Source organism: Pseudoalteromonas sp. SANK 73390, assembly GCF_054966645.1.
The window spans coordinates 1-24,678 of sequence record NZ_ARPN01000113.1 but is presented as its reverse complement, the minus strand read 5'-3'; the positions used below and the strand labels follow the sequence as shown (position 1 = coordinate 24,678).

Below are 24,678 nucleotides of genomic sequence, written 5' to 3'. Positions count from 1 at the left end.
AAAGAGAAACGAGACCAGGATATCGGAGGTTCACTCTTTTAAGATACGTCCCGCGTCCGCCAATTCCTCTAGGTGGTTAATCTAGGAGGCATCGTTTAAGTTAAGATGTAAAACAGACTTAAATACGGACGCGTAGCTCAGCTGGATAGAGTACCTGGCTACGAACCAGGCGGTCGGAGGTTCGAATCCTCCCGCGTCCGCCACTTCTTTTAGAAGTGAGCAATCAACCGACATGTTCTGAAAGGCAGTCGGTTTTTTTGTGCCTAAAATTTGCGTTGTATTTGTCTTTTAAGTAGGTTGGATAAACGAAGTGCCATCCAACACCACTCATTGCTCAGTTCAGCCTGAGTAAAATACATGGCTACGAACCAAGCGGTCGAAGGTCCACTCTCATAAATAAAGTCCCGTGTCCGCCACTTCTTTTAGAAGTGGTCAATCAACCCGCGCTCTAATAAAGACAGTCGGTTTTTTTGTGCCTGAAATTTGCGCTGTGATTGTCTTTTTAGTAGGTTAGATAAACGAAGTGCCATCCAACACTACTTTCAAACACCATCCCCTCCATTTTGTCAGCGAAGTTTTATCTAAGAGATGTATGAACTTGCCCTTGGTAAACAGATATCTTTCGGTTGAAATATCTGTTCACCACAAATACTTTTAGTTCATTTTTTAATTTACATCTTAATTTAATTAGGCTCTTTATCGTCCTTTGCATGAAGTAATTCAACAATGGCTTTAAAGTTTCGTCGTGAGGTTTCTTTTGTTAGAGCCTGGCGCAATGTAGGCTTGATGCCTACCTGATTGTTTTGTTTAGCAAGCGCTGAAATTGCAGCGTAGCGTATCGCATCATTGCTGTCATTGACGGTGATATTAAGTACGCTATCGTTGGCCTTGGCACTCATTTGGTAACTTCCAAATGCACTGACGACTGCTTTTGTATTGCGCTTTGTTGAGTCAAAGAAGTGCTGCTCTAAATTTTGGTAAGCGTTTGCTGTTTGCATCATTCCTAGTGCTCGAATAGATGCCTTTCGATGCGTGCACTTTTATTAGTTAAATGCTCAGTGATCAGCCCTTCATGCTCAGGCGATCTATTATTGCCTAATGCTGAGATAAGGCTCGCGGTTTTACTCTCGCTTTCGTTTAAAACAATTTGCTCACTGATGGCTTGGCTAAGCTGTGTTGCACTGTCTTAGGATATAAACATGACAAGGATATAAACATGGATATAAACATGACACCCACTTTTATTTGCATGTTTTTTGTTCATTGCCTATCTTTTATTTATCTGCATAAAAGGTAGGCAAGTCTCATGGCAACGGCACGTAAAAGACAGGTCAGTTTGGTTGATACTAAATACTATCACTGCATTTCACGATGTGTTCGCCGTGCTTTTTTGTGTGGTGACGATGCGGTAACTGGTAAGAGTTATGAGCACCGTAGGCAATGGGTCGAAGATAAGCTACTAGCGCTTGCCAAAGTATTTTGTATTGATGTGTGTGCTTATGCGGTGATGAGCAATCACACGCATATTGTGTTGTATGTGGATGATAAAAAAGCCAAGCGACTGAATGATAAAGCCATACTTCTTCGTTGGCACAAATTATTTAAAGGCACACTGCTTACGCAAAAATATTTGCAAGGGGAAAAACTGGATAAAGCTCAACAATTCTTTTTAAATCGAACAATTGCAGATTACCGCACTCGACTTGCTGATATAAGCTGGTTTATGCGCGTACTCAATGAAGATATCGCTAGAAAAGCCAATAAAGAAGATAACTGCACAGGCCGATTTTGGGAAGGGCGTTTTAAATCGCAAGCTCTGCTTGATGAAGCGGCGCTGGCTGCATGTATGGCCTACGTTGACCTAAATCCCATCAGAGCTAAAATGGCAAAAACACCAGAAGACTCTGACCACACCAGTGTTCAAAAGCGAATTAAATCAGCCAAAGACGCTAAACAACCCAAACAACTTGCTCGCTTTGCAGGCAGCCCCAGAAAACACATGCCCAAAGGGCTGCCCTTCGAGTTAAAGTCTTATTTAGAATTAGTTGAACTCACAGGCCGTTGTATACGAGAAGGTAAACGCGGGCACATAGAGCAGCACACACTTCCTATCTTAGAGCGACTAATCATAGCGCCCGAAAATTGGCTAAAGCTCACCACACAATTTACCAAAGTGTTCAAAGGGGCAGTAGGGCGGCCCAATAAGCTTGATGGCTTCTACGCACATTTAGAAGTAAAACGGCGAACCGGCATCAGTCAATGTGAAAGGCTGCTCGCTTAAATTACTCCATAACCTAAAGAACTTAACCGCAATAATGCTGACAAAGTAAGCAATGCTGTGCTTAACACTTTGTAATTACCACTTAAAACCCTAGGATAAAACTACAAATAGTAGTAAAGAAGTAATTTTGGCGTAAAAATATCAAAGGCACTGGCTTTTACACACTCGTTTTTTGATAATTTAGCAATGGCTGTCAAATTTTCTTCGATGGCTGTCAAATTTTCTTCGTCGTCAAATTTTCTTCGTCAAATTTTCTTCTATCGCAGCCACAAACTGACTAGGTGCTTGCTCAGCACGCAACTTAGTACGCTGATTATAAAATGTTTTGGTATTGAGTTCATACTGCTGGCAAAACTCCGCGACGGATAGCTTGCTTTGAGCATGTTGTTTTATAAGCAGTTGCCACTGCTCAGCGGTTTTATGTTTAGGCATAGTATGCTCCAAATTGAGATAAGAGCTTTACTTTATGAGTCTGTAGCTTCAGCGGCTAGGTGTGGTTTAGGCGACGCTTACAGAATATGAGGTATGTCATCATATTTTACAATGATAATGTTATGGCTCGGTATTAAGATTTACATGAGTATTAGAAGGTAAAAAGTGAGGAGATTAAGCACTACCTTGCATGATGCAATGTTCTGCTGAAGTTACTTGAAGCACCTTTGTAAAGTGACTGTACTTTCTAGTCTTACTGCCCTTTCTAATCTTCTCCTAGATATGCCCAGTTAATTGTAATCCTTGGCCCGCTAATCGTCATCCTGACGAAGGTCAGGATCTTTTGTCCCTCAGGCATCAGCCAGATAAGCCAGTTATATCACTTTTATATATACCTGTACCTTAATAAGTGATGAAACAAGCAACCTGACCCCACTGGCTTTTGTCTGGTACATAATATAGAAAAGCTACAAAACAGGATATATTAAGAAGAGCAGGGCCATTTTACCCAAAATAAAGCCACAAAAGTCCGCTGTTAAGACCGATAATCCCCCCCTCAAAGAACATAATGAGAATCAAAGTGAAAAGCCACTAAACGATTGAATCAAAATAGGAACTCAGCTATGGTTGAGGCATCAATAAAAAATAAATTAAAACGAGTAATTCTACAGGCTTGTTAGCTGTACAAATATATGAATGATAAATTTATACAAGAAGCAGAGGATAATGATTTCCTTTTAATTGATGGATGTATTCTGTCTCGTGCATATATCCCTGAAAATAATGCAGTTAAATGCCACTCATGTCAGGCGACTGCAATATATCAGGAAACATTTGATGCTTACTTTTGTGCATATTGTAATATTTGGCTAGAGAAAAAGTGTGGTGATCCTCATTGTGATTACTGTCCCAAAAGGCCTGAGAAACCACTGCCAAACGAAAACGAAAGGAGGCGCTTGCGTAATGCTAAAGATAAAATCGTATATCCTCCTGAATGAGACAGCTAACAAAACTAATGGGGTAAACTAATGGGGTCAAGTTGCTTGTTTCATAACTAATTTAGGAACGCACATTTTTATTGAAAAGTAATTTGAAGCAATAGGTAGGCTCCTTAAATTTATAATGATTATTGAAGTACCTTCTGAACAATATCAGCAAAAGGCAAGGCGCGACCCCATGAGTTCTGAACAATATCAGGACCCCATGAGTAATACTATGTATCCAAGTAAGGAGTGATGAATGGTGAGTAAATTTAATGTTCCAAATATTCCAGGTGCGTTCGGGTGCTTTCTATATGAATATGAAACCCCTGATATTGATGACTATGAAGGGGTTGATGATGTTTACGATCTGCCTTTTGGTTTTTTGACATGCTGTGTAGCAGAAGTATTAGAACGTGCTCAATCAGGCTGGATAGATTTAGGGCTGTTACGTAACGAACTCCTATTTGCTTATCAACAAGGTAATGACTTTTGGGATTGGTTAAATTCAAATGGTGAGCGCCAATATGATGTTGAAGAAGGCGTTCAGTCGGCTGCTCTTGACTGCTGGGACCACTTTTACCCACATGCGTTTAGTGACGTTGAGTCGATATTAGATGTGTATCACCCTGATATGTTGAAGTTGTTGATGAAGCGTTGTGTGTGGGATGTGTTATTTCCAGACGAGACATTGCCAAACTATCAAGAGCCAAATGATGGTTATTTGCCTCATTTTGAGCAATTTAAGCGCATTGGCAAATAAGTTAATCGTGAATTAATCGAAAAACCAATGGGGTCAAGTTACTTGTTTCATAACTTATTTAGGAACGTACGTTCTTATTGAAAATAAACAATAGCGCCTCGTCTTGCTTATTACCTTTTCTGCTCCTTTAAATAATGCCGCTCTCAATAGTCACTCAAATTTGAAAGATTAAGTATTTTATCCATGTCTCAGGTTTTGAAAAAATAATTTTGTGTGGCCAGTTTCGGTTGCATTTTTTGTTAGCTTCGTCATCATAAATGCAAATTTTTAGCCGATAGAGCCCATGCGTTTTCTAATATTTTTACTCATTTTCACTTCTTTATATAACCATGCTATTGAGGTTGGCGCTGAGCGTTACGATCAATACCTTCCTTTATTAAATAACCAACGTGTTGCGCTTGTGGTTAATCAAACGGCGCAAACTAAAGATGGGCACCTGCTCGATAGCTTGCTCGAAAAAGGCGTGAACGTTCGCAAAGTTTTTGCGCCAGAGCATGGGTTTAGAGGCGATCATGATGCGGGTGCTAAAGTCGACTCATCAAAAGATGCAAAAACGGGGCTGCCAATTATTTCGCTCTACGGTAAAAGCAAGAAGCCTTCTGCTGAAGTTTTAAAAGATATCGACACCATTATTTTTGACATTCAAGATGTGGGGGTGCGCTTTTACACCTACATCAGTACTATGCATTATGTAATGGCAGCGGCGGCTGAGCAGGGAATACAGTTTATTGTTTTAGACAGACCCAACCCGAATATTGCCTATATTGATGGCCCTATACTTGAGCCAGAATTTAAATCTTTTGTGGGTATGCATCCTATTCCAGTGTTACATGGTATGACTGTAGGGGAGTTAGCTAATATGATAAATGCCGAAGGCTGGCTCGATGTTGACAAACAACTCGCTTTGACAGTCGTCCCTGTTGCTCATTATAACGCTAGTATGGCGTATGATTTACCAATTAAGCCCAGTCCAAACCTACCTAACTCGCAAGCTATCATGTTATATCCATCGCTATGCTTCTTTGAAGCAACTCCTGTATCTGTTGGGCGTGGCACAAACATGCCTTTTCAGGTGTTTGGTCACGATAAAATTAAACTAGGTGACTTTAGTTTTACGCCAAAGCCAATCAAAGGCGCGGCGCAAAACCCAAAACTTAATGGCAAAGTTGCATATGGCTTAGACTTAACTAAGCAAAGTACGCATGGATTAAACCTAAAATGGTTTATCCACGCCTATCAGGCATTTGCAAAAAGTGGACGGGTATTTTTTAAACATGAGCAGTTTATGGATAAATTGGCGGGAACGGATAAACTTCGTATCGCAATTAAAAACAATATGTCTTACAAGCAAATAAAACAAAGTTGGCAGGCTGACTTGAGTGTATTTAAACAGCGTCGACAGCCTTACCTAATTTATGTGCGTTAAGAGTGGCGTATATCGTATACGTGCTCGTTCGCTTTATCTGCCCGCTTTTGCCAGCGTAGATTAGATTGGGTGAGCCCAGTAAATAACACATCAATTAAATAGCTTTGAGAAGTACGTGTTAAAATAGAGGCGTGTTTAACTGGCTCTTCACCAATAACGTTAAATAGCTTAATACATGCCAACTCGTTTAATGGGTTGCTGCCATAGCGTGATAACGACAAAATGGTACAGTGATTATTTTTTGCTTGTCTGGCTACTCGCAGTACGGCTTTGCTTTGGCCTGAGTCGCTAATCGCAATTAATAAATCATCTTTACCCATGGTCGCCATGTAACTTGCCGCAGATAACTCATCTGTTTGAGCAATTGCTGGCAATCCTATTTTTTGCAATTTTAGCGCAAAGTCTTGAGCCATGGTAAAGCTACCGCCCACGGCACATAATAATATTTTTCTTGCAGATTTTAGTGCAACAATCGCTTGCTCAAATTGTTCTGCATCATTGAGTTTATGTGTTTCATGCAAAATACCTTGCTGATGAGATAGCAGTTTGAGTGCGATTGAATGAATGGGGTCTGTGTGCGTGATTTGAGTCAATGTGGTTTCTGGTTGTACTGTGAGTAAATTTAAATCATCAATTACAGCAAGCTTAAAGGCTGGAAAGCCTTTATAACCAAGCTTTTGTGCAAATTTAACCACACTTGATTGACTTACACCCGCCTGTCTTGCCAGTTCAACAGAAGACAAAGAGCGGATTTTTGCCCCCGAGTTGAGAGTGAAATCAGCCAACTTCGCTTCGCTGCTTGAAAGGCTGGGCTTGAGCGCTTTTATTTTTACAAATGTCGACATTTCGATACTTTATGGTTACTTGTTTGTAGTTATTATAGGTTCAAATAATCGGCAGTGATAGTCAGTGCATCAATTATTGTGTTTTTTCATAATATTTAACTATTATGGGTACATAAGTTGTCATTATGATTATAAAGGTGGTAGAGGCCTTGTTTTTAATGGTGAACACTTTAAGCTACTAAACCTTAATAAACATGACTAACTGGCTATGCTATAAGGGAAAATATGACTTGGTATTCAATTTTGCCACCATTAATTGCAATTTTAGTGGTGTTCTGGCGAAAAGAAGTAATATTAGCGCTGATATTAGCATTGATTTCTTCTGAATTTTTGTTGCTTATGCAACATAATTATAGTCAACTTATGATGACACCTGTCAACAGTATTGAACGCATTGTGAGTGTGGTGACATCAGCAGGTAATAGTCGAATTTTAATTTTTAGTTTGATCATTGGAGCTTTATTGGCATACATCAGAGAATCCGGTGGTGTTGCAGCAACTGTCAATATGTTGATGAATAAAGGGGTGGCGAAGAGTAAAAGGCAAGTTGGCCTGCTCACTATGTTTACAGGTACTGCCGTGTTTATTGAGTCAAATATGAGTGTATTAACCTCTGGTATTGTCTCTCGAGGGTTATTTGATAAGTTCAAAATGAGCCGCGCACGCCTAGCATATATTATTGATAGTACCAGTGCGCCAGTTTGTATTCTTATTTTACTCAACGGCTGGGGAGCTTACATACTTGGGCTGTTAAGTAATTATGAATTAGAACAATCAGCAGTAAGCATATTATGGAGTAGCGTTGCGTTTAATTTTTACGCCATTATTGCGCTGTTGATTGTGTTGTATACGATAGTATTTGATAAGGTGCATGGCCCAATGAAAGTTGCTGAGCAGCAACTTGAGAAGCAACAAGTTGTACTTGATGCTGGGCCAAAAGCGACTAAAGCGCGATTTATGCTACTGCCATTAGTGACTTTGGTGGGTTCAATGATTGGTTTTATGTTTTGGACTGGGGGCGGGGTCTTGGCTCAAGGAAGTGGCTCTAAATCGGTACTTTATGCCACGGTTTTAGCAACTGCACTAGCTTATATTTTATTACTTAGTGCAAAGCGCTTTAATCACCATGAGCTAGTAAATGTTGGATTTAAAGGGATGGGGGAGCTACTACCTTTAGTGACTATTGTACTTTTATCTTTAACCTTAGGGTCGAGCTTAAAAGAGCTAGGTACAGGTGTGTTTGTCGCATCATTAGTGGGTGACTATCTTCCAATATACTTTATTGTACCAGTGCTGTTTTTAGCGGGGGCAATTATGTCGTTTACCACAGGCACATCGTGGGGCACTTTTGCTATTTTGATCCCCATTGGTGTTCCGCTTATTCAAGCATTAGGCCTGCCTCCAGCTTTGGTGATGGGTGCTATTTTAAGTGGCGGTATTTTTGGTGATCACTGCTCTCCAATTTCAGATACGAGTGCGGTTTCAGCATTGGCATCTGGGTGTGATCTACTAACTCATGTAAAAACTCAGTTGCCTTATGCATTAGTCGGCGGAGCGTTGTCATTAGTATGCTTCTTCATCGCCAGTGTGGTGATGATTTAACCACATTGCTCAGTGCTGTGAGCTTCAAGGGCGGATAAGCTAATAAGCTGCCCTTGTGGGTTTCTCTTAAACGCCAGTAGTGTGCCTACGGCTTGGGTTTTAACCTTATGTTTATCAATTAACTTTGCGACTAACTCAGTGTTAATTTCTAATAACGTTTGCTGTTTGCAATCTGCTATAAACCATTTATCTGTTTGCTTTTCAATTAACCGCCCATGCCCTTGATAAGCATTTTTAATAACTTGAGCTGCTTGTACCATTGCTTGATCTAATTGTTGTTTCTTTGCTGTGAATGACAGACGGTACTGGCCGTCTTCTATACTATGCACTTCAACCTGTTGATAATTATTTAAGTCTAGAGCGTAAACAGGTGGTACGGTGCTCTGGTTTTGACTAAATAGAAGATAAGCTAAAAAAACAGCACCAATACTGGCACACAGCCATTGCATTTTTGGCCAAATAGCGTTGTTTTTTGGCTTTTTACATACCGTTTTAAAGTGCGCTAATTGCGCTTTAGTTAGGCGGTTTTGGCTCTTTTGCTTTGCGAATTCTTGTTTTAACTGTTGGTTGAGTTGCTCATCGTTCATGGTTTTCTCCAAGTACTTGTTTGAGCTGTTGCTTTGCGTAGCGTAAGCGCGTTTTAATGGTTTCGGTATTGCAGTGCGTGATTTGTGCAATTTCTTTTAAAGAGAATGCTTCAAGCTGTAAGGTGAGCGCTTCTTTTTGTAAAAACGGCAATTGTGCTATAGCAGCATTAAGCTGATTGTTTGTTGATGAGGTGGGTGTGCTATCAACTAACGTGTGCTCATCCAGCTCGCAAACACGTCGTTGCTTTCTCAATTCATCAATCAATGCGTTTCGCGCAACAGTAAATAGCCAAGCTTTAGCTGATTGCTGTTGCAGGTATAGGTGTTTCTTTTCCATAGTAATAAGCCATGTTTTTTGACATATATCTTGTGCTAGCTCGGTATTTGAGTGGCTACGTAAAAAGTAATATAGGTCTTGGCTATACATATCAATGAGTTGCTCTAAGTATTTATGATCACCACTTTTTTTATAGGCTAAAAGGGCATCATCAGGTATATCGCTGTGAACCAACCAAGATTTTAAGGCTATAAGCATAGGCACTCTCTTAGGGGCAATATGCCCCAGCTAATTACTACTGAGCTAATTTAAACTCTAACACAACATTTTGGTTAGTCTGTAAAACAGCACGGCCATTTTCTATTTTAGGGCGATATTTCCAACGTTTTAGTGCTGCGATGGCAGCGCGGTTAAAAGTTCGTTTTGGCTGTGCGTCAAGTACATTGATATTTGTGACTTCACCTGTGGGTGATATGGCAAAGGTAAGTTTTACCCAGCCTTGAATGCCATCACGTGCAGCAATGGCCGGGTACTTGGGTTCGGCTCTAACAATGGGCATCGCGCTCCCTTCTGTTGGCATTAATGTTGGCGCTAAAATACCGACTTTAGGCGTTGTTATACTCGGACGATATGCCGTTGCCATGGTCAGGCTTGGGTTTGGTGTGGCTTCATTCGTTAAACGAGTCGGAGGTGGCTGCACTTTAGGAGGAGGTGGTAATCTGGTTTTTTCCTCCGTTGGGCTATCTTCTCTATTTTGTGCAATTGCTACGACAGGGTATGACTTACTTTCTGGGGGACGAATATTATCTTGAGTGATTAATTGCTGCATCAATACAAACGCAGCGCCAGTCATTAAGGTGCTGCCAAGTAAGGCACTGGTGAGTTTTTTGTAATTGAATGGGCTTGGTTGAAGCGCAATATTTTGCATAGCGTGATCCTTATTGGTTGTCTCCTTTGTATAACGGCGCAGAATTTAATAAGGGGTGAATATTTTTTAAAATTCTTTTCTGCGCAAGAAAGCGATACAATAGTGGCTTGTCGATAAGGGGTCATTATGCAGTTAAAAAAGATTGATAAAGCACGCTACCGCAACCATTTAAATAAAGTTATTGCGGCATGCGTAGCTTCGTTGGCCACAGGAAGTTTAGGTATTGCACAGGCCTTGATTGTAATATTCCCAGATGCCGACGGCAGTCATTTTCATTGGAACTTACTGGGGGTAATTGTCAGTGTTGTTGCAATAGCCTTAGTTTTGAAAAAGTATCGCACTCATTCATTTATGTATGAAGTGAATTATGTTTGGGAGCTAAAACAGTCGCTAAACAAAGTAACGCGTAAAATGGCTAAGTTAAAAAAAGCAGCCCAAGAGGGCGATGCTGATGCTATGTTAGCGATGCAGTTTAGTTATAGTGGCTCGAAACAATTGTGGGAGCTTGATGACAACACCATTACTTTGGATGATTTGAGCATTTGGCAAGCACAACTAGATACCTTGGCAAGTCGTTATCAGGTGCAGTTGGATTTAGCTCAGTATGATGAATCTTCACTCAAGAACTTTTAGTTAGGTTATTTTTTAAAGCGTACTCGTCACTTGTTTTTAGAAGTTTTGGGTACCATATCTATATTAACATCATAAAATTGTGATATTATCACATAAATGTTTTTTTAAGGTCTGACAAGTCGTGGCAGAAGTAAGAGCGAGAGTGCAGTTAAACGTAGGGCAACAGAGTCATATTCCTGCGGAAATAGTTTCCTTTAGTGGTCTTAATGATGGCCAAGAGCATGTCGCATTGATATTCAACAAAGCAGATCAGGCGCAAGCTACTCCTTTAATTAGAATGCATTCAGAGTGTTTGACAGGAGATGTGTTTCATTCTTCGCGTTGTGATTGCGGTGAGCAATTAAATGAATGTATCGAAAGCATGCATCAACAAGGTGGCGTGCTACTTTATTTGCGCCAAGAAGGCCGAGGCATTGGTCTTTATAATAAAATAGATGCTTATGTTTTGCAGTCACAAGGGATGAATACTTATGAAGCTAATAATCACCTTGGCTTTGCTGATGATTTAAGAGATTTTTCTGATGCGGTATTGATGCTAAAGGCGCTTGGTTTAAAACAAGTTAAGTTGATGACTAACAACCCAAATAAACTTAATGCATTACGAGATGCGGGTATTGATGTTGAAGCAGTCATCGGTACGCAAGCACATGTTAAAGCGGGTATTGTGGGTAACCGAAGCTACCTAGAAACAAAGGTTAAGCATGGCGCGCATATGCTCGACATTAAAAAAGTTTCCAAGCCTAAATAAATAGACGAGTTTTGCTTTTTTAAAGTGCGGCCAGTTGGTCGCATTTTGCGTTCTAATAGGTATAATCACAGTGTTTTTACTAACGTAGAGTTATTATGTCTGCCAAGTTTAGAGTTTTTAAAGCTGCTATGGGTGTGCAGTGGCTTAAAGCCGGATGGGAAATTTTTAAAACCCAACCCATGACATTTATTATTATGCATGTGTTTATGATAGCAGTGGCTTTAATACCACTGGCTATGCCGCCGCTGCAATTGTTTGCGGCTTTTGCAGCGCCATTTTTGACTGCAGGTTTTTATTTAGCGGTGTTGTCTAAGCAGCAGGGTAAAGTTATTTCTCTAGCCAGTATATTAGCGGCATTTTCAGCCAAAGGGCGGCGCTTAAATTTGTTTCGCTTAGGATTATATCAATTAGGTGTGGTGATAGTGCTAACTTGGGCAGCCGGGTTATTATTTGAAGATGCGGTTAATATCATGGTTAATGCCACACCGGAGCAGTCGCCAGAGCAACTTATTAGTGCAATCTTGGCAAATATTTCAATGGCCGATGTGATGTTATTTGTGATTGCTCATTCGGTCAATATGATGGCATTTGCTTATGCTTTACCTATTGTATTTTTTAAAGGTGAAAAACGAATATTTAAAGCACTGGGGCAATCACTTCAAGTTTTCTTTGTTAATATGGCTCCATTAGGTGTTTATAGTTTACTGATTGGACTCTTAATTGCGGCTGCCGTGCCATTGAGTATGGTGCCACTGTTAGTCATTATGCCGATAGCTTATATTAGTTTTTTTGTGTCTTTTCAGGCTATTTTTATGCCTACTGAACGCCAACCTAACGATGAAGTTCAAAGTGATACTAATACATCAGGCCAGAATGGGCGCTTTGACGCCTAATGGATGACAGCGAAAAACAAAAGCTTAAAAACTATGTTCTTTGGTTATTGGGTAGGCAGGAATACTCTAAAAAAGAGCTCACACAAAAGCTCAAAGCTAAACAAGCTGACGAAAGCTTTATTGAAGATTTACTCCAGTGGTTAGAGTCACTTGGCTATATTGATGATAATCGGTATTGTGAGAGCTTTTTAAGAAGGCAGATAAACAAAGGGTTAGGACTTAAGCGAGTGCTAGCCGAGGCAGGGAACAAAGGGGTTGATCGAGCCCTATTGATGCAGCTTATTGAAACGCAGGAAATAGACTGGTTTGAGCTGTCGCTGGCAACGTATAACCGAAAATATGCCAGTACGCCAAATAAACTCGATTATAAAGACAAAGCTAAACGCGTTCGTTACATGATGTATCGTGGTTTTAGCTATGAAGAAATAGATTTTGCAATGCAAGCAGCAACAATGGGTGAATAATCACATGCAGCACATGACTACCGCACAGATCAGGCAAGCGTTTTTAGACTATTTTGCCAAACAACAACATCAAGTTGTGCCTTCAAGCTCGTTGATCCCGGGCAATGATGCCACTTTGTTATTTAACAATGCGGGTATGGTGCAATTTAAAGATGTTTTTTTAGGCGCAGAAAGCCGTCCTTATAGTAGAGCAACCAGCTCTCAACGATGTGTGCGTGCCGGTGGTAAGCACAATGATTTAGAAAATGTAGGCTATACAGCCCGTCACCATACGTTTTTTGAAATGCTAGGTAACTTTAGCTTTGGTGATTACTTTAAACAAGATGCGATTAAGTTTGCATGGCAGTTTTTAACTGACGTTTTGCAATTACCAAAAGAAAAACTACTCGTTACTATTTATCATACCGATGATGAAGCGTTTGATATTTGGCACAAAGAAGTGGGTATTGCACAAGATAATATTATTCGTATAGATACGTCTGATAACTTTTGGTCAATGGGCGATACGGGTCCATGTGGTCCTTGCTCTGAAATTTTCTATGACCACGGTGAACATATTTGGGGCGGTCGCCCTGGTACACCTGAAGAAGACGGTGACCGCTTTATCGAAATTTGGAATTTGGTATTCATGCAGTACAACCGTCATGCGGATGGCACGATGGAGCCATTGCCTAAACAGTCGGTAGACACAGGTATGGGCCTTGAGCGTATTTCTGCCATTTTGCAAGGGGTGCACTCAAACTATGAAATTGACTTGTTCCAAGGGTTGATCCAAGCTGCGGCAAAAGTAACACATGCACAAGATTTAGAAGATAAATCATTGCGTGTTGTTGCGGACCACATTCGTTCGTGCGCATTTTTAGTCTCTGATGGTGTTATGCCCTCTAATGAAGGCCGTGGCTATGTATTACGTCGTATTATTCGTCGTGCTGTGCGCCATGGTAATAAACTCGGTGCTCAAGGGGCATTTTTCTATAAGTTGGTAGCTGCGTTAATTGAGCAAATGGGCCAAGCCTATCCTGAACTTGCCAAGCAACAAGCCATTATTGAAAAAGTACTTCGTATTGAAGAAGAACAGTTTGGCAAAACGCTTGACCGAGGCCTTGCCATTTTAGAAGAAAGTTTAGCGGGTATTAAAGGTGATGTTATTCCTGGCGAACTGGTGTTTAAGTTGTATGACACTTATGGATTTCCGGCTGATTTAACCGCCGATGTGGCGCGCGAACGCTTCATGACAATTGATGAAAAAGGCTTCCAAGAATGTATGGAAGTACAGCGTAAAAAAGCACAACAAGCGGGTAAGTTTGGTGCCGATTACAACGAGCAGTTAAAATCAGAAAAAACCACAGATTTTAAAGGTTATGACGCTGAACATTATAGCGGTACTGTGATTGAGTTATTCTATGAGGGTAATACAGTATCTGTGCTAGAAGCGGGTCAGCAGGGTATTGTTGTTCTTGATCGTACCCCATTTTACGCGGAATCTGGCGGTCAAGTGGGTGATACAGGGATATTGAAAGTAGCTAATGGTGAATTTGTCGTTTCTGATACCACTAAATTAGGTAATGCTTTTGCACACCATGGTTCAGTGACAGGGCGTATTAGTATCAATGAAAAAGTTGATGCACAAATAGATGCGCAACGCCGAGAAAACATTAAAAAGAACCATACTGCAACGCATTTAGTACATGAAGCATTACGGCAAATATTGGGCGACCATGTAACGCAAAAAGGGTCTTTAGTGATGGCGGATCGCTTGCGTTTTGATTTCTCACATTTTGAAGGTGTTACCAAGCAACAATTGCGTGAAGTTGAAGAAATGGTGAACGCGCAAATTCGCACTAACTTTGCACTCAATACTGAACTTATGGACATTGATGCTGCAAAAGAAAAAGGGGCGATGGCACTGTTTGGTGAAAAGTATGATGACGAGGTACGCGTGGTCTCTATTGGTGACTATTCAATTGAACTATGTGGCGGCACCCATGTGAAGCGTGCCGGCGACATTGGTCTATTCAAAATAGTTTCTGAAGGTGGTATCGCTGCTGGCGTTCGTCGTATTGAGGCGGTCACAGGGGCTGACGCGCTTAACTATGTGGTTGAACAAGAACAGCAATTAAATGACATTGCAGCTTTATTAAAAGGTGATTCAAACAATGTACTTGATAAAGTAACAAGCTTGATTGAAAAGCACAAAGGTCTTGAGAAGCAAATTATACAATTAAACGATAAATTGGCCAGTGCTGCGGGTGCTTCGTTACTAGAGTCAGCGGTTGAAATAAACGGCGTTAAATTACTGGTTGCAAACGTAGCGGGTACAGAGTCAAAAGCGCTTCGTGGTATGGTTGATGACTTAAAAAATAAGATGGGCTCAGGCGTTATTGCATTAGGTGTTGCTAATGGTGATAAAGTGAGCCTGATAGCAGGTGTTACAAAAGACTTGGTGGGTCAAGTTAAAGCGGGTGAGCTGGTTAATCACATGGCAGCACAAGTTGGTGGTAAAGGTGGTGGCCGTCCAGATATGGCACAAGCCGGTGGTAGTGAGCCGCAAAACTTAGACGCTGCACTAGAGAGCGTTAACCAGTGGGTCACTGAGAAAACTCAGTAACCTGTGGCATTAATAGTACAAAAATTTGGAGGCACTTCGGTAGGTTCAATAGAGCGTATCGAAGCTGTCTCAGATCTTATCATTAAAACTCAGCAACAAGGCCATAAAGTGGTCGTCGTTGTATCTGCCATGTCTGGCGAAACCAACCGCTTGTTTAACTTAGCAACTCAGATTGATGAAACCCCCAGTGCCAGAGAGCTCGATGTACTGTTAAGCACGGGTGAGCAAGTGAGTATTGCATTGTTGGCGATGGCTATTATTAAGCGTGGCTATTCTGCGGTGAGCTTACTGGCTGAACAAATTGCCATCAAAACAGACAATATGTTTGGCCGTGCACGTGTTGAGTACATAGATACAGAACGCCTAAAGCAAGAACTTGAACATAACCGTATAGCTATTGTAGCGGGCTTTCAAGGTCGTGATGTAGAAGGTAATGTTACGACTTTGGGGCGAGGTGGCACTGACACCACCGCGGTTGAAATAGCCGGTGCAATCCAAGCTGATGAATGCCAGATTTATACTGATGTAGATGGTGTTTACACCGCAGATCCGAGACTGGTTGAACAGGCCAAAAGACTGCCACAAATCAGGTTTGAAGAGATGCTTGAGTTAGCGAGCCTTGGCGCTAAAGTACTTCATTTACGCTCTGTTGAAGCTGCGGGGCGCTATAAATTACCATTGAGAGTATTATCAAGCTTTACACCTGATGAAGGTACTTTGATAAGCTTTAAGGAAACGCCCATGTCTGATAATCCCGTCACTGGGATAGCAACAAATAAAGATGTTGTTTTTTATCAATTTAGTACCAGTGAAGCTAAAATTTTTGCTCAATTTATTAGTGAATTAGCTAAATCACAAATTGAAGTAGATATGCTGCACCAGTTGAGTCGCCAAGTGGATATTTTAAGCTATGCTTTTACAGTGCAGAGCAATGATCACCTAGCAGTTTTGGCATTATTGCAGTCGGAACCATTTGCACATAGCATTCATGAAGTGGTATTTGAGCTAAATATGGCAAAAATCTCGTTAGTTGGATTAGGGGTTCAGTCACAGCCAGAGGTATTGGCAAAGTCATTAACTGTATTAGCAGATAAGCAAGTTACCCCAAAGTTAATGAGTACGGCACAAATTAAAGTGTCAATTTTGGTGACCGAAACGCAGCTTCATAGCGTAATTAACCAATTACATGTAACATTTTTGCCGTAAAGTGCAGCTAAGCTATGTTTTTTGCTTACTTTTATGCTCACTTTTCATTAAAATGGTTTTGACGCGGAATCTTTTAATTATTGGAATACAGGAGCAAGAGAATGCTAATACTAACTCGTCGAGTAGGTGAAACCCTCATGATTGGTGATGAAGTAACCGTAACTGTGCTAGGTGTAAAGGGCAATCAGGTACGCATCGGTGTTAATGCACCAAAAGATGTATCAGTACACCGTGAAGAAATTTACATGCGTATTCAGGCTGAGAAATCGAACCCTTCGACTGGCAATATGTAAGCCGCTCAACTTATAAGATAAATATAGCCACCTAGTGGCTATATTTTTGTTTTTGCTAAAATGAAACTATAACCTTCACTACTAATTGCAGCCTTAGAAATATACTGCATGCCTTTTTTAGTCTTCAAAATTATGCCTTTGTCAGTATTAGTTGCTTGAATGATCTCTAGCCATGAAAAATGGTATTTTTTATATGGGTTAACCGCTTTTATGCCATCGTTATCAATATGTAATGTGACGATACTACCTGATGCTCTACTTAACATTTGCCTTGTTATCCACCACGGTCTTCTATAAGTAAATGCAATAACTTCCAATATTGCAATCACAGCTAAAAAGCTCGCTAGATAAGGTTTATTAAGTAAATACCATGAGAATACAGCAAGGAACATTAAAAAAATTAATAGCGGGTACTTAAGTTTAGCCTTATCACTAAAAGCCACAGACTCATCAAAACACTCTGCAAAGTAGCTTTTATCTAGAGTGAATTTTTCAGTAAACATTTATAACTCCAACCATCGCTAAACGGCCGCTATTGTAGCGTATTAGGGCTATGAAGCCACTATTCAATTATGCGCCATCAAGAGGTTTAAACGAGGCTTGAATATGCCTTTGGTAAGACCAATTTATTGTTAACGGATTTTTGAATTGATGCTGTTTCTCTTTGGTTTGGCTAGTTTTATTTTTAGTTGCTATTTTGAATATTTTTCATATTTATAGGTCGAATTTGTTAAATTAAACAGGGTGGTTAAGTTAAGCGTATGAAATTGATACATTAACTTTTTTGGTAAGACCAATTTACAATGTTGTTTACATGTCAAAATGATTTGTTATGATGGTGCATAAATATTTATAAAAAACGATTAATAAATCGGTGCATTAAAATGTGTGCTTAGAAAGGGGAGCAGTATGGATATCGTTAGTTTATTGCTAGAGGCAGCCAACTTAATGCTAACAGGCATGGTGGGCGTATTTGTTTTTTTATCAATTTTAATACTTTCAGTAAAAAATCTGGCAAGGTTTGCTGGACCGGAATTAACCTGCGATACATCAGATCGTGCGCCTTCTAAATCCTCAACAGGGATACCTAACGCTCATATTGCAGCTATTTCAGCGGCCATTGCACAACACAGAACAAAAAAATAACAGGGGTCTACTATGTCACAATTGAAACTTACCGAGCTTGTGCTCAGAGATGCGCATCAATCTCTTTTAGCAACGCGCATGCGCTTGGAAGATATGCTACCCATTGCTGAGCAACTTGATAAGGCTGGATATTGGTCCGTTGAGTCATGGGGGGGAGCGACGTTTGACTCGTGTATTCGTTACTTAGGAGAAGACCCTTGGCATCGTATTCGAGCTTTGAAAGAAGCAATGCCTAATACTAAGCAACAAATGCTGCTACGAGGTCAAAACTTACTCGGTTATCGTCATTATGCTGATGATGTGGTCGAAAAATTTGTAGAGCGTGCCCACCATAATGGTGTTGATGTGTTCCGCATTTTTGATGCGATGAACGATATGCGCAATCTAGAAACTGCTATTAAGGCCGCAATTAAAGTGGGTGCTCATGCTCAAGGTACAATTTCCTATACGGTAAGCCCTGTACATACGTTGGATATGTGGTTAGAGCAAGCTAAAAAACTGGAGCTAATGGGGTGTCATTCAATTTGCATTAAAGATATGGCAGGTTTGCTCAAGCCATATGATGCGGAGCAACTTATTAGCGGATTGAAAAGCACGGTGTCGATACCAATTGCAATGCAATGCCATGCAACAACAGGGCTTAGTACGGCAACTTATCAAAAAGCGATAGATGCCGGCATAGATATGTTGGATACGGCCATTTCGTCAATGAGTATGACTTATGGTCATAGCGCAACCGAAACAATGGTTGCAATCACTCAAGGTACGGCGCGTGATACCGGCTTAGATTTAGCTGGGCTGGAAGATATAGCAAGTTACTTTAGAGAAGTGCGTAAGAAATACGCCGCATTTGAAGGTAGCCTAAAAGGTGTTGATGGGCGTATTTTATTAGCACAAGTACCTGGCGGCATGTTAACCAACATGGAAAATCAGCTTAAAGAGCAAGGCGCAGAAGACAAACTGGATGCGGTACTCAAAGAGATCCCTAGTGTTCGTGAAGACTTAGGTTTTTTACCTTTGGTAACACCCACTTCTCAAATAGTTGGCACTCAGGCTGTATTAAATGTGCTCACAGGTGAACGTTATAAAACGATTACTAAAGAGACTGCAGGCGTACTCAAAGGTGAATATGGAGCCACACCTGCAAAGATGAATTCTCAATTGCAATTACGGGTGTTAGATGGTGAGCAAGTAATTACATGTAGGCCAGCTGACTTAATTGAGCCGGAACTAGATAGTCTTGAGGCAGAACTAACAAAGTTGGCTCAAGATGAAAGTATTGAACTGGCCGAGTCGCAAATTGATGATGTTTTAACGTATGCCTTGTTTCCACAAGTTGGCTTGAAGTTTTTGAAAAATAGAAATAACCCTGATGCTTTTGAGCCAAAACCAAGTTTAGTGAAGTCGAAAACAGATGATGCCTCAGCGCGCAAACAATCAGCTAAACCATCCACAAAAGCACCTGAGCGCTATAGTGTGCAGGTAGATGGTAAAGTATATGATGTTGTTGTTGCACCAGGTGGAGAGTTACAAGAAGTAAAAGTCAAAGACAGCGAATTGATACCACAATCAGCTTCTGTTAGCTCATCAGAAACGATGAACGCCCCTCTTGCTGGTAATATTTTTAAAATCAAAGTAAAAGCTGGCGATCAAGTGGAAGAGGGGGATGTGGTGCTGATCATGGAGGCCATGAAAATGGAGACTGAAGTGCGAGCAACCCACTCTGGCTGTATATCACAGGTCATGGTAAAAGAAGGTGACTCGGTAACAACGGGTGACGCAATATTGGCACTGTCGTAGGGGGCACAATGGACGGCTTACTAAATTTATGGCAGGCCACGGGGTTTGCTAACTTAACTTTTCCTGCACTGATAATGATGGCGGTTGGCTGTGGATTATTGTATTTGGCAATCGCGAAAGGGTTTGAGCCTCTATTATTAGTGCCTATCGGCTTTGGTGCAATATTGACAAATATTCCTGTGGCGGGCCTATCAGAACCTGGGGGCTTACTTTACTACGTTTACTACATTGGTATTGATAGTGGTGTTTTTCCATTATTAATATTTATGGGAGTCGGAGCGCTGACTGATTTTAGTGCGCTGATCGCAAATCCAAGAATGCTATTACTTGGAGCGGCTGCGCAATTTGGTATTTTTGCTACTTTGTTTGGTGCTATTGCGTTGAATTTTATTCCGGGTTTTGAATTCACGCTAAAAGATGCTTCTGCCATTGCAATTATTGGCGGGGCAGATGGCCCCACAGCTATTTTCTTAGCTTCTAAGCTTGCCCCAGAGCTGTTGGGTGCAATTGCTGTGGCTGCATATTCGTACATGGCGTTAGTGCCAATTATACAACCTCCTATTATGCGGGCTTTAACCTCAGAGCAAGAGCGCAGTATTGCAATGCCACAATTACGCGCAGTATCTAGAAAAGAGAAAATTTTGTTTCCCTTGGTGGTATTAAGCTTAACTATTCTTTTTTTACCAGCAGCAACACCGCTCGTAGGGATGTTTTGTTTGGGTAATTTGATGCGAGAATGTGGCGTTGTCGATAGGTTAAGTAATACAGCACAAAACGAAATTATTAATATTACGACGATATTTTTAGGGTTAGCAGTAGGCTCAAAGTTAGCTGCAGAGCATTTTTTGACGGTGGAAACGTTAGGGATTTTAGTGTTGGGTGCACTGGCATTTTCGATTGGCACGGCATCAGGGGTGTTTATGGCAAAGGCAATGAACCGCTTATCTACCAATCCGATTAATCCATTAGTGGGGGCCGCTGGCGTCTCTGCAGTGCCTATGGCTGCTCGCGTAGTAAATAAAGTAGGTTTAGAGGCTAACCCGCATAACTTTTTACTTATGCACGCAATGGGGCCAAATGTAGCTGGAGTGCTAGGCAGCGCGGTTGCAGCTGGGATTCTACTGGCGCTTGTTGGTTGATTACCTTTTTTAATCTCAAGTTTGCATAAAGCGATTTATTTCCAACTGATAGCGCAGCGAAAGCTGCGCTTTTTTTGTTTAGATAAATCATGATATAACAATGGTATATCTTATTTAGAGCCGCTCTACCATGAATGTTATCGTTATATTAGTCTCTTTAATCGTCGCTTTGCTTATTCTTGTACCTTTGTTAGAGCGCTATCAGCACAAAATGGGGCTTCATAAAATGCAGCGTTATAGCAAGTATATATTACCGCTTATAATGGTGTCATTGGTGATAAGGCTACTCTATATGTTGTGGTTTGAAGGGTAGATGTTGAAGATAAGACTATGAATTACCCTAGTATGGGTAAATATGAATAGTAAGAGGCACAATATGCGCCTCTTTTATTTGTATTATTCAATTGTTGGAGTTGATGACTGTAGGTAGTCTTGGATAAACTCAGTTGCTTGTGTATAGGCTTTATCTAGTTTATTGCGATATTGAATTAGCTCATCAGAGGAGAGTGTTTTTTCCTGACATTGTGCTTCAAATTCAGTTGCAATAGTTGCTACTAGTTCAGCTCCTATGGTGGTAGAGATTGATTTGAGTTGATGACAAGACTCAATAATCGCTGTTTGCTCGCATGAGATAACGCCACCATATATCTCCCGAGTAAGTTGAGCGCTTTGCTCTAAGTACATCTTAAAAAAGCGACGTTGTTTTGCTTCGTCATTATTTACATATTTACTAAGTGTATCTAAATTAATGGGTGATATGCTTTGGGTTTGAATATCTTCTGGTACCGCATCAAGCAACGTATCTGGGTTGTCACTATTTATATCAGACGGCTGGTGACTTGGTAGTGTATTAAGGTATTTCAGTAAGGTACTCTCAAGTACATTTAGCTCCACAGGCTTGGTAATGTAATCATTCATCCCCGCACTTATGCAGCGCTCTCTTTCACCTTTTAATGCGTTTGCAGTAACGGCGATAATATATGGCTGTGCATTAATATCGTCGCTTTGTTCGGCAAGGTCTCGTATTGCTTTTACCATGTCATAACCTGACATTCTTGGCATATGTAAGTCAGTTAAAATGATAGGGTAGTGACCGCTTTTCCATACCTCTAAACCTTGTTCACCATTTTCAGCAACTTCTACACCATAACCTAGCAGGTGTAACTGATCAGTTAATACTTGCTGGTTGAGAATATTATCTTCAACTAGCAGTACCAGCCTATTCTCAGATTTGGCTTGTTCTACGCTTAAATAATCATTTAATGTACGGCTAGGTTTTAACTGTTTTGGTTTGTGTAAACCCGCAGCAACTAAAATAGCTGTCATAAAGCTCGTTTTGCATAGTGGTGCCGCATTTAAATAAAAAATATTTTTATGATTAATTGCGGCTTCGTCCATCGTACTGAGTACTACAACTTGCTGGTTATTGTGCTCTATTGAATACAGTAATGAGCGTAGCAGTACATTGACCTTTTCCATGCCTTCTAGGCCATCTAGCACCCATATGACAGAGTGTTTTTGTTGATAGTCATCCATATTATCTGAGGTACCAAGGGCTGCTACGTTAGCGCCCATAAAAGATAGGTAGCGATGCAAAGTTTTTTGTCTATCATGATCGTCAGTGATGATGATAGCTTCTTTTTTATTTAACACGGCTTTGTTGGCATGCTTTACTTGGCCCTCTGCACTAAAGGGAAGTTCAACAACAAATTCACTGCCCATACCAACATCACTAGTCACATTTATTGAACCAAGCATTAATTCAATTAAGCTTTTGCAAATAGATAAACCAAGACCTGTACCACCAAACTCTCGTGTAATAGTGCCTTCGGCTTGAATGAAGGGGTTAAAAATTTCTCGTAATTGTGATTGGCTCATTCCTTTACCGTTGTCATTGACGGTAAACCTTAGTGTGTAGTGTTCTGATGTATTTTGTGCCACCTCTACTGATATTTTCACGAAACCTTGTTTTTCTTCATCAGTGCTGGTGAATTTAATCGCATTACTGCAAAGGTTATATAAAACTTGCCTAACTCGAACTGTATCGCCGACTAAATTGGTAGGAATATCAGGCGCAATGGATAACTGTAGATCAAGTTTTCTTTTCTTGGCGACAGAAGAAAGTACTCTTGCCACCTCTTCAATGGTTTCTGTTACAGAAAAGGCGCTATTATCGATTTGTAATTTACCGGCTTCAATTTTAGAAAAGTCTAAAATATCGTCGAGTATGCCAAGTAACGAAAAGGCTGAATCGCGTATAATTGTGCTAAGACGATGTTGAGCACCATCAAGCTCTGTTTGCCTGAGTAAATCAATAGTACCAATCACGCCGTTCATCGGGGTTCTAATCTCATGGCTCATTGTTGCTAAAAAAGTCGTTTTGGCCTCGCTGGCTCGCTCAGCGTTCAACGTCGCTTTTTCTAGTGCTAAAGTACGCGCTTGTACTTCAGTCTCCAAGCTTGTTTGCAGTTGTTTTAATTCATTATGAACAGCTTGGTCGCTTTTAATGACAGAGTGTATTTGACCGAGCAAATTGTTTATTAATGTTGCTATGCTATCAAGCCCTAAGCCCAGCTTTGCGTCAATATGTGCGCTGTAGTCTTGATTATTAATGATGTGCTGTAACTCATCTTGTAATCGTTGGTTATGCTTGATTAAATCACGACTTATATAACGATTGCTAAACCACGCCATAATAATTGCAACGACCAAGGCAATTGCAAAGCCAAGGTAACTTAACCAAAATAAAGGGGAGGCGCTTGCCTGCTGATAACGCAGTACAAGTTCACCAACAAGTTGGCCATCTAAATGAAGAGGCTGGTGTGTGACAACCGTTTGCTCTTTATAAATGGTGTCTAATCGCGATAAAGCGGGAACCGTGTTTGGTGATGATTGATAAATTAGTTCTGGCTTACTCACTCCGGTACTACTATATAAGAAGAACTCAATGTCTTTTGATGCGTACTCAACACTCTCAAGCATTTTCTTTGCGTCTTCAAAACTTGATTTAACCATTAAGCTTGCAACGGGTGCTGATAACTTACTTGCTTGTATATCAAGTTGCGGCACCACTTTATTTGCGGGCAATAGATAACTAGCAATCGCACAAATGACACCAGTTAGTATCGCTGTCGCAATAATTAAGGGGGTTAACCCTGATACTTTTATTCGAGAAGAGTTTTGCATTATTGAAGTATTCCAGTTTAACGATTTATCGTTGAATAGACACAAAGTGTTCTAGCAGTTCAATCCTAACACTCAATTCGCACAATTTCTCCCCGTATTTAGAGGTAGACTAGATATATATAAAATTAGAAGTTAGAGGCTAACTACTTTAGTACGATGAAAACTTCAGCAAAGAAGCGCTATTTTGTTCACTCTGACTGAAAACTGTGCAAACAAACAAAGGTTTTAAAAAAAGGGTTGACTTAAAAGGGCAAAACCCTTTTAATACGCCGCACGCCCAGATAGCTCAGTCGGTAGAGCAGAGGATTGAAAATCCTCGTGTCGGTGGTTCGATTCCGCCTCTGGGCACCATTTTTAGGTGCGCCGACTTAGCTCAGTTGGTAGAGCAACTGACTTGTAATCAGTAGGTCATCCGTTCGACTCGGATAGTCGGCACCATTT

General features: G+C 40.6%; 24 protein-coding genes and 3 tRNA genes. 19 read left to right on the top strand and 8 right to left on the bottom strand.

Features of this window, described 5'->3' with window-relative positions:
- Positions 1-126 precede the first annotated feature (126 nt).
- A tRNA-Arg gene (locus SANK73390_RS15845) sits at positions 127-203 on the top strand.
- Positions 204-683: 480 nt separating this feature from the next.
- Here SANK73390_RS15845 and SANK73390_RS15840 read toward each other — a convergent pair.
- The gene (locus SANK73390_RS15840) at positions 684-1,001 is read right to left on the bottom strand and encodes a hypothetical protein (RefSeq protein WP_462767176.1); all 318 of its coding nucleotides are present in this window, start codon (positions 999-1,001) and stop codon (positions 684-686) included.
- A 305-nt stretch (positions 1,002-1,306) separates the two neighbouring features.
- Here SANK73390_RS15840 and SANK73390_RS15835 point away from each other — a divergent pair, with 305 nt between their 5' ends.
- Entirely contained in the window at positions 1,307-2,281 is a 975-nt protein-coding gene (locus SANK73390_RS15835) for a transposase (protein ID WP_462767174.1), read from the top strand.
- A 231-nt stretch (positions 2,282-2,512) separates the two neighbouring features.
- Here the strand turns inward: SANK73390_RS15835 and tnpA are convergent, their stop codons facing one another.
- Complete coding sequence (gene tnpA, locus SANK73390_RS15830; protein WP_462767172.1) at positions 2,513-2,713, bottom strand: IS66 family insertion sequence element accessory protein TnpA; 201 nt, start codon at positions 2,711-2,713, stop codon at positions 2,513-2,515.
- A 692-nt stretch (positions 2,714-3,405) separates the two neighbouring features.
- Here tnpA and SANK73390_RS15825 point away from each other — a divergent pair.
- From SANK73390_RS15825 to SANK73390_RS15815, 3 genes are all read left to right on the top strand, one after another.
- Positions 3,406-3,711 carry a hypothetical protein gene (locus tag SANK73390_RS15825; protein ID WP_462767169.1) on the top strand — a complete coding sequence of 102 codons (306 nt, stop codon included), beginning with the start codon at positions 3,406-3,408 and terminating at the stop codon, positions 3,709-3,711.
- 241 nt (positions 3,712-3,952) lie between these two features.
- Entirely contained in the window at positions 3,953-4,456 is a 504-nt protein-coding gene (locus SANK73390_RS15820; RefSeq protein ID WP_462767167.1) for a hypothetical protein, read from the top strand.
- Between the two features lie 283 nt (positions 4,457-4,739).
- Positions 4,740-5,882 carry an exo-beta-N-acetylmuramidase NamZ family protein gene (locus SANK73390_RS15815; protein ID WP_462767165.1) on the top strand — a complete coding sequence of 381 codons (1,143 nt, stop codon included), beginning with the start codon at positions 4,740-4,742 and terminating at the stop codon, positions 5,880-5,882.
- On the opposite strand, the gene SANK73390_RS15810 is transcribed toward SANK73390_RS15815, so the two are convergent.
- Complete coding sequence (locus SANK73390_RS15810; protein WP_462767162.1) at positions 5,879-6,727, bottom strand: MurR/RpiR family transcriptional regulator; 849 nt, start codon at positions 6,725-6,727, stop codon at positions 5,879-5,881. The genes SANK73390_RS15815 and SANK73390_RS15810 overlap by 4 nt on opposite strands.
- A 225-nt stretch (positions 6,728-6,952) precedes the next feature.
- Here SANK73390_RS15810 and SANK73390_RS15805 point away from each other — a divergent pair, with 225 nt between their 5' ends.
- Positions 6,953-8,329: a Na+/H+ antiporter NhaC family protein gene (locus tag SANK73390_RS15805; RefSeq protein WP_462767159.1), complete on the top strand. Its 1,377-nt coding sequence runs from the start codon at positions 6,953-6,955 to the stop codon at positions 8,327-8,329.
- Here the strand turns inward: SANK73390_RS15805 and SANK73390_RS15800 are convergent.
- Genes SANK73390_RS15800 through SANK73390_RS15790 form a run of 3 tightly spaced genes read right to left on the bottom strand, consistent with a single transcriptional unit; the run spans position 8,326 to position 10,121 of the window.
- The gene (locus SANK73390_RS15800; RefSeq protein ID WP_462767157.1) at positions 8,326-8,916 is read right to left on the bottom strand and encodes a hypothetical protein; all 591 of its coding nucleotides are present in this window, start codon (positions 8,914-8,916) and stop codon (positions 8,326-8,328) included. The two genes, SANK73390_RS15805 and SANK73390_RS15800, sit on opposite strands and share 4 nt — an antisense overlap.
- Positions 8,906-9,451, bottom strand: coding sequence for an RNA polymerase sigma factor (locus SANK73390_RS15795; RefSeq protein ID WP_462767155.1), 546 nt, complete (start codon positions 9,449-9,451; stop codon positions 8,906-8,908). The genes SANK73390_RS15800 and SANK73390_RS15795 overlap by 11 nt, the downstream gene beginning before the upstream one ends.
- A gap of 37 nt (positions 9,452-9,488) precedes the next feature.
- The gene (locus SANK73390_RS15790; protein ID WP_462767152.1) at positions 9,489-10,121 is read right to left on the bottom strand and encodes an energy transducer TonB; all 633 of its coding nucleotides are present in this window, start codon (positions 10,119-10,121) and stop codon (positions 9,489-9,491) included.
- A 126-nt stretch (positions 10,122-10,247) separates the two neighbouring features.
- Between SANK73390_RS15790 and SANK73390_RS15785 the strand changes: the two genes are divergently transcribed.
- From SANK73390_RS15785 to csrA, 7 genes are all read left to right on the top strand, one after another.
- The gene (locus tag SANK73390_RS15785; protein WP_462767149.1) at positions 10,248-10,754 is read left to right on the top strand and encodes a DUF3087 domain-containing protein; all 507 of its coding nucleotides are present in this window, start codon (positions 10,248-10,250) and stop codon (positions 10,752-10,754) included.
- A gap of 121 nt (positions 10,755-10,875) precedes the next feature.
- A complete protein-coding gene (locus tag SANK73390_RS15780) occupies positions 10,876-11,502 on the top strand; it encodes a GTP cyclohydrolase II (RefSeq protein WP_462767147.1) in 627 nt (208 codons plus the stop codon).
- Positions 11,503-11,597: 95 nt separating this feature from the next.
- Positions 11,598-12,395: a BPSS1780 family membrane protein gene (locus SANK73390_RS15775; RefSeq protein WP_462767144.1), complete on the top strand. Its 798-nt coding sequence runs from the start codon at positions 11,598-11,600 to the stop codon at positions 12,393-12,395.
- Entirely contained in the window at positions 12,395-12,859 is a 465-nt protein-coding gene (locus SANK73390_RS15770) for a regulatory protein RecX (RefSeq protein WP_261592146.1), read from the top strand. The genes SANK73390_RS15775 and SANK73390_RS15770 overlap by 1 nt, the downstream gene beginning before the upstream one ends.
- A 4-nt stretch (positions 12,860-12,863) precedes the next feature.
- Positions 12,864-15,467, top strand: coding sequence for an alanine--tRNA ligase (gene alaS / locus SANK73390_RS15765; protein ID WP_462767140.1), 2,604 nt, complete (start codon positions 12,864-12,866; stop codon positions 15,465-15,467).
- A 3-nt stretch (positions 15,468-15,470) separates the two neighbouring features.
- Positions 15,471-16,673, top strand: a complete 1,203-nt coding sequence (locus SANK73390_RS15760) for an aspartate kinase (protein ID WP_462767138.1) — start codon at positions 15,471-15,473, stop codon at positions 16,671-16,673.
- 101 nt (positions 16,674-16,774) lie between these two features.
- Positions 16,775-16,966, top strand: coding sequence for a carbon storage regulator CsrA (gene csrA / locus SANK73390_RS15755; protein WP_063359311.1), 192 nt, complete (start codon positions 16,775-16,777; stop codon positions 16,964-16,966).
- 38 nt (positions 16,967-17,004) lie between these two features.
- Here csrA and SANK73390_RS15750 read toward each other — a convergent pair whose 3' ends face one another.
- On the bottom strand, positions 17,005-17,469 hold the full coding sequence (locus SANK73390_RS15750) for a YcxB family protein (RefSeq protein WP_462767136.1): 465 nt from the start codon (positions 17,467-17,469) through the stop codon (positions 17,005-17,007).
- A 406-nt stretch (positions 17,470-17,875) separates the two neighbouring features.
- Here SANK73390_RS15750 and SANK73390_RS15745 point away from each other — a divergent pair, with 406 nt between their 5' ends.
- From SANK73390_RS15745 to SANK73390_RS15730, 4 genes are all read left to right on the top strand, one after another.
- The gene (locus SANK73390_RS15745) at positions 17,876-18,112 is read left to right on the top strand and encodes an OadG family protein (protein ID WP_462767134.1); all 237 of its coding nucleotides are present in this window, start codon (positions 17,876-17,878) and stop codon (positions 18,110-18,112) included.
- Positions 18,113-18,124: 12 nt separating this feature from the next.
- Positions 18,125-19,912 carry a sodium-extruding oxaloacetate decarboxylase subunit alpha gene (gene oadA / locus SANK73390_RS15740; RefSeq protein ID WP_462767132.1) on the top strand — a complete coding sequence of 596 codons (1,788 nt, stop codon included), beginning with the start codon at positions 18,125-18,127 and terminating at the stop codon, positions 19,910-19,912.
- An 8-nt stretch (positions 19,913-19,920) separates the two neighbouring features.
- Positions 19,921-21,051 carry a sodium ion-translocating decarboxylase subunit beta gene (locus SANK73390_RS15735; RefSeq protein WP_462767130.1) on the top strand — a complete coding sequence of 377 codons (1,131 nt, stop codon included), beginning with the start codon at positions 19,921-19,923 and terminating at the stop codon, positions 21,049-21,051.
- Between the two features lie 130 nt (positions 21,052-21,181).
- A complete protein-coding gene (locus SANK73390_RS15730) occupies positions 21,182-21,364 on the top strand; it encodes a hypothetical protein (protein ID WP_261592153.1) in 183 nt (60 codons plus the stop codon).
- An 83-nt stretch (positions 21,365-21,447) separates the two neighbouring features.
- On the opposite strand, the gene SANK73390_RS15725 is transcribed toward SANK73390_RS15730, so the two are convergent.
- Positions 21,448-24,237 (bottom strand): ATP-binding protein, encoded by a 2,790-nt coding sequence (locus tag SANK73390_RS15725; RefSeq protein WP_462767128.1) that lies wholly within the window; start codon positions 24,235-24,237, stop codon positions 21,448-21,450.
- Positions 24,238-24,512: 275 nt separating this feature from the next.
- Here SANK73390_RS15725 and SANK73390_RS15720 point away from each other — a divergent pair.
- Both SANK73390_RS15720 and SANK73390_RS15715 read left to right on the top strand, forming a co-directional pair.
- Positions 24,513-24,588: transfer RNA gene (locus SANK73390_RS15720), tRNA-Phe, on the top strand.
- An 11-nt stretch (positions 24,589-24,599) separates the two neighbouring features.
- A tRNA-Thr gene (locus SANK73390_RS15715) sits at positions 24,600-24,675 on the top strand.
- The last annotated feature ends 3 nt before the right edge of the window (positions 24,676-24,678 follow it).

Excerpts from the sequence above, each read along its gene's own strand:
- SANK73390_RS15840 (WP_462767176.1), bottom strand. The coding sequence starts at position 1,001 with ATGATGCAAACAGCAAACGCTTACCAAAATTTAGAGCAGCACTTCTTT.
- SANK73390_RS15835 (WP_462767174.1), top strand. The coding sequence starts at position 1,307 with ATGGCAACGGCACGTAAAAGACAGGTCAGTTTGGTTGATACTAAATAC.
- tnpA (WP_462767172.1), bottom strand. The coding sequence starts at position 2,713 with ATGCCTAAACATAAAACCGCTGAGCAGTGGCAACTGCTTATAAAACAA.
- SANK73390_RS15825 (WP_462767169.1), top strand. The coding sequence starts at position 3,406 with ATGAATGATAAATTTATACAAGAAGCAGAGGATAATGATTTCCTTTTA.
- SANK73390_RS15820 (WP_462767167.1), top strand. The coding sequence starts at position 3,953 with ATGGTGAGTAAATTTAATGTTCCAAATATTCCAGGTGCGTTCGGGTGC.
- SANK73390_RS15815 (WP_462767165.1), top strand. The coding sequence starts at position 4,740 with ATGCGTTTTCTAATATTTTTACTCATTTTCACTTCTTTATATAACCAT.
- SANK73390_RS15810 (WP_462767162.1), bottom strand. The coding sequence starts at position 6,727 with ATGTCGACATTTGTAAAAATAAAAGCGCTCAAGCCCAGCCTTTCAAGC.
- SANK73390_RS15805 (WP_462767159.1), top strand. The coding sequence starts at position 6,953 with ATGACTTGGTATTCAATTTTGCCACCATTAATTGCAATTTTAGTGGTG.
- SANK73390_RS15800 (WP_462767157.1), bottom strand. The coding sequence starts at position 8,916 with ATGAACGATGAGCAACTCAACCAACAGTTAAAACAAGAATTCGCAAAG.
- SANK73390_RS15795 (WP_462767155.1), bottom strand. The coding sequence starts at position 9,451 with ATGCTTATAGCCTTAAAATCTTGGTTGGTTCACAGCGATATACCTGAT.
- SANK73390_RS15790 (WP_462767152.1), bottom strand. The coding sequence starts at position 10,121 with ATGCAAAATATTGCGCTTCAACCAAGCCCATTCAATTACAAAAAACTC.
- SANK73390_RS15785 (WP_462767149.1), top strand. The coding sequence starts at position 10,248 with ATGCAGTTAAAAAAGATTGATAAAGCACGCTACCGCAACCATTTAAAT.
- SANK73390_RS15775 (WP_462767144.1), top strand. The coding sequence starts at position 11,598 with ATGTCTGCCAAGTTTAGAGTTTTTAAAGCTGCTATGGGTGTGCAGTGG.
- SANK73390_RS15770 (WP_261592146.1), top strand. The coding sequence starts at position 12,395 with ATGGATGACAGCGAAAAACAAAAGCTTAAAAACTATGTTCTTTGGTTA.
- alaS (WP_462767140.1), top strand. The coding sequence starts at position 12,864 with ATGCAGCACATGACTACCGCACAGATCAGGCAAGCGTTTTTAGACTAT.
- csrA (WP_063359311.1), top strand. The coding sequence starts at position 16,775 with ATGCTAATACTAACTCGTCGAGTAGGTGAAACCCTCATGATTGGTGAT.
- SANK73390_RS15750 (WP_462767136.1), bottom strand. The coding sequence starts at position 17,469 with ATGTTTACTGAAAAATTCACTCTAGATAAAAGCTACTTTGCAGAGTGT.
- SANK73390_RS15745 (WP_462767134.1), top strand. The coding sequence starts at position 17,876 with ATGGATATCGTTAGTTTATTGCTAGAGGCAGCCAACTTAATGCTAACA.
- oadA (WP_462767132.1), top strand. The coding sequence starts at position 18,125 with ATGTCACAATTGAAACTTACCGAGCTTGTGCTCAGAGATGCGCATCAA.
- SANK73390_RS15735 (WP_462767130.1), top strand. The coding sequence starts at position 19,921 with ATGGACGGCTTACTAAATTTATGGCAGGCCACGGGGTTTGCTAACTTA.
- SANK73390_RS15730 (WP_261592153.1), top strand. The coding sequence starts at position 21,182 with ATGAATGTTATCGTTATATTAGTCTCTTTAATCGTCGCTTTGCTTATT.
- SANK73390_RS15725 (WP_462767128.1), bottom strand. The coding sequence starts at position 24,237 with ATGCAAAACTCTTCTCGAATAAAAGTATCAGGGTTAACCCCCTTAATT.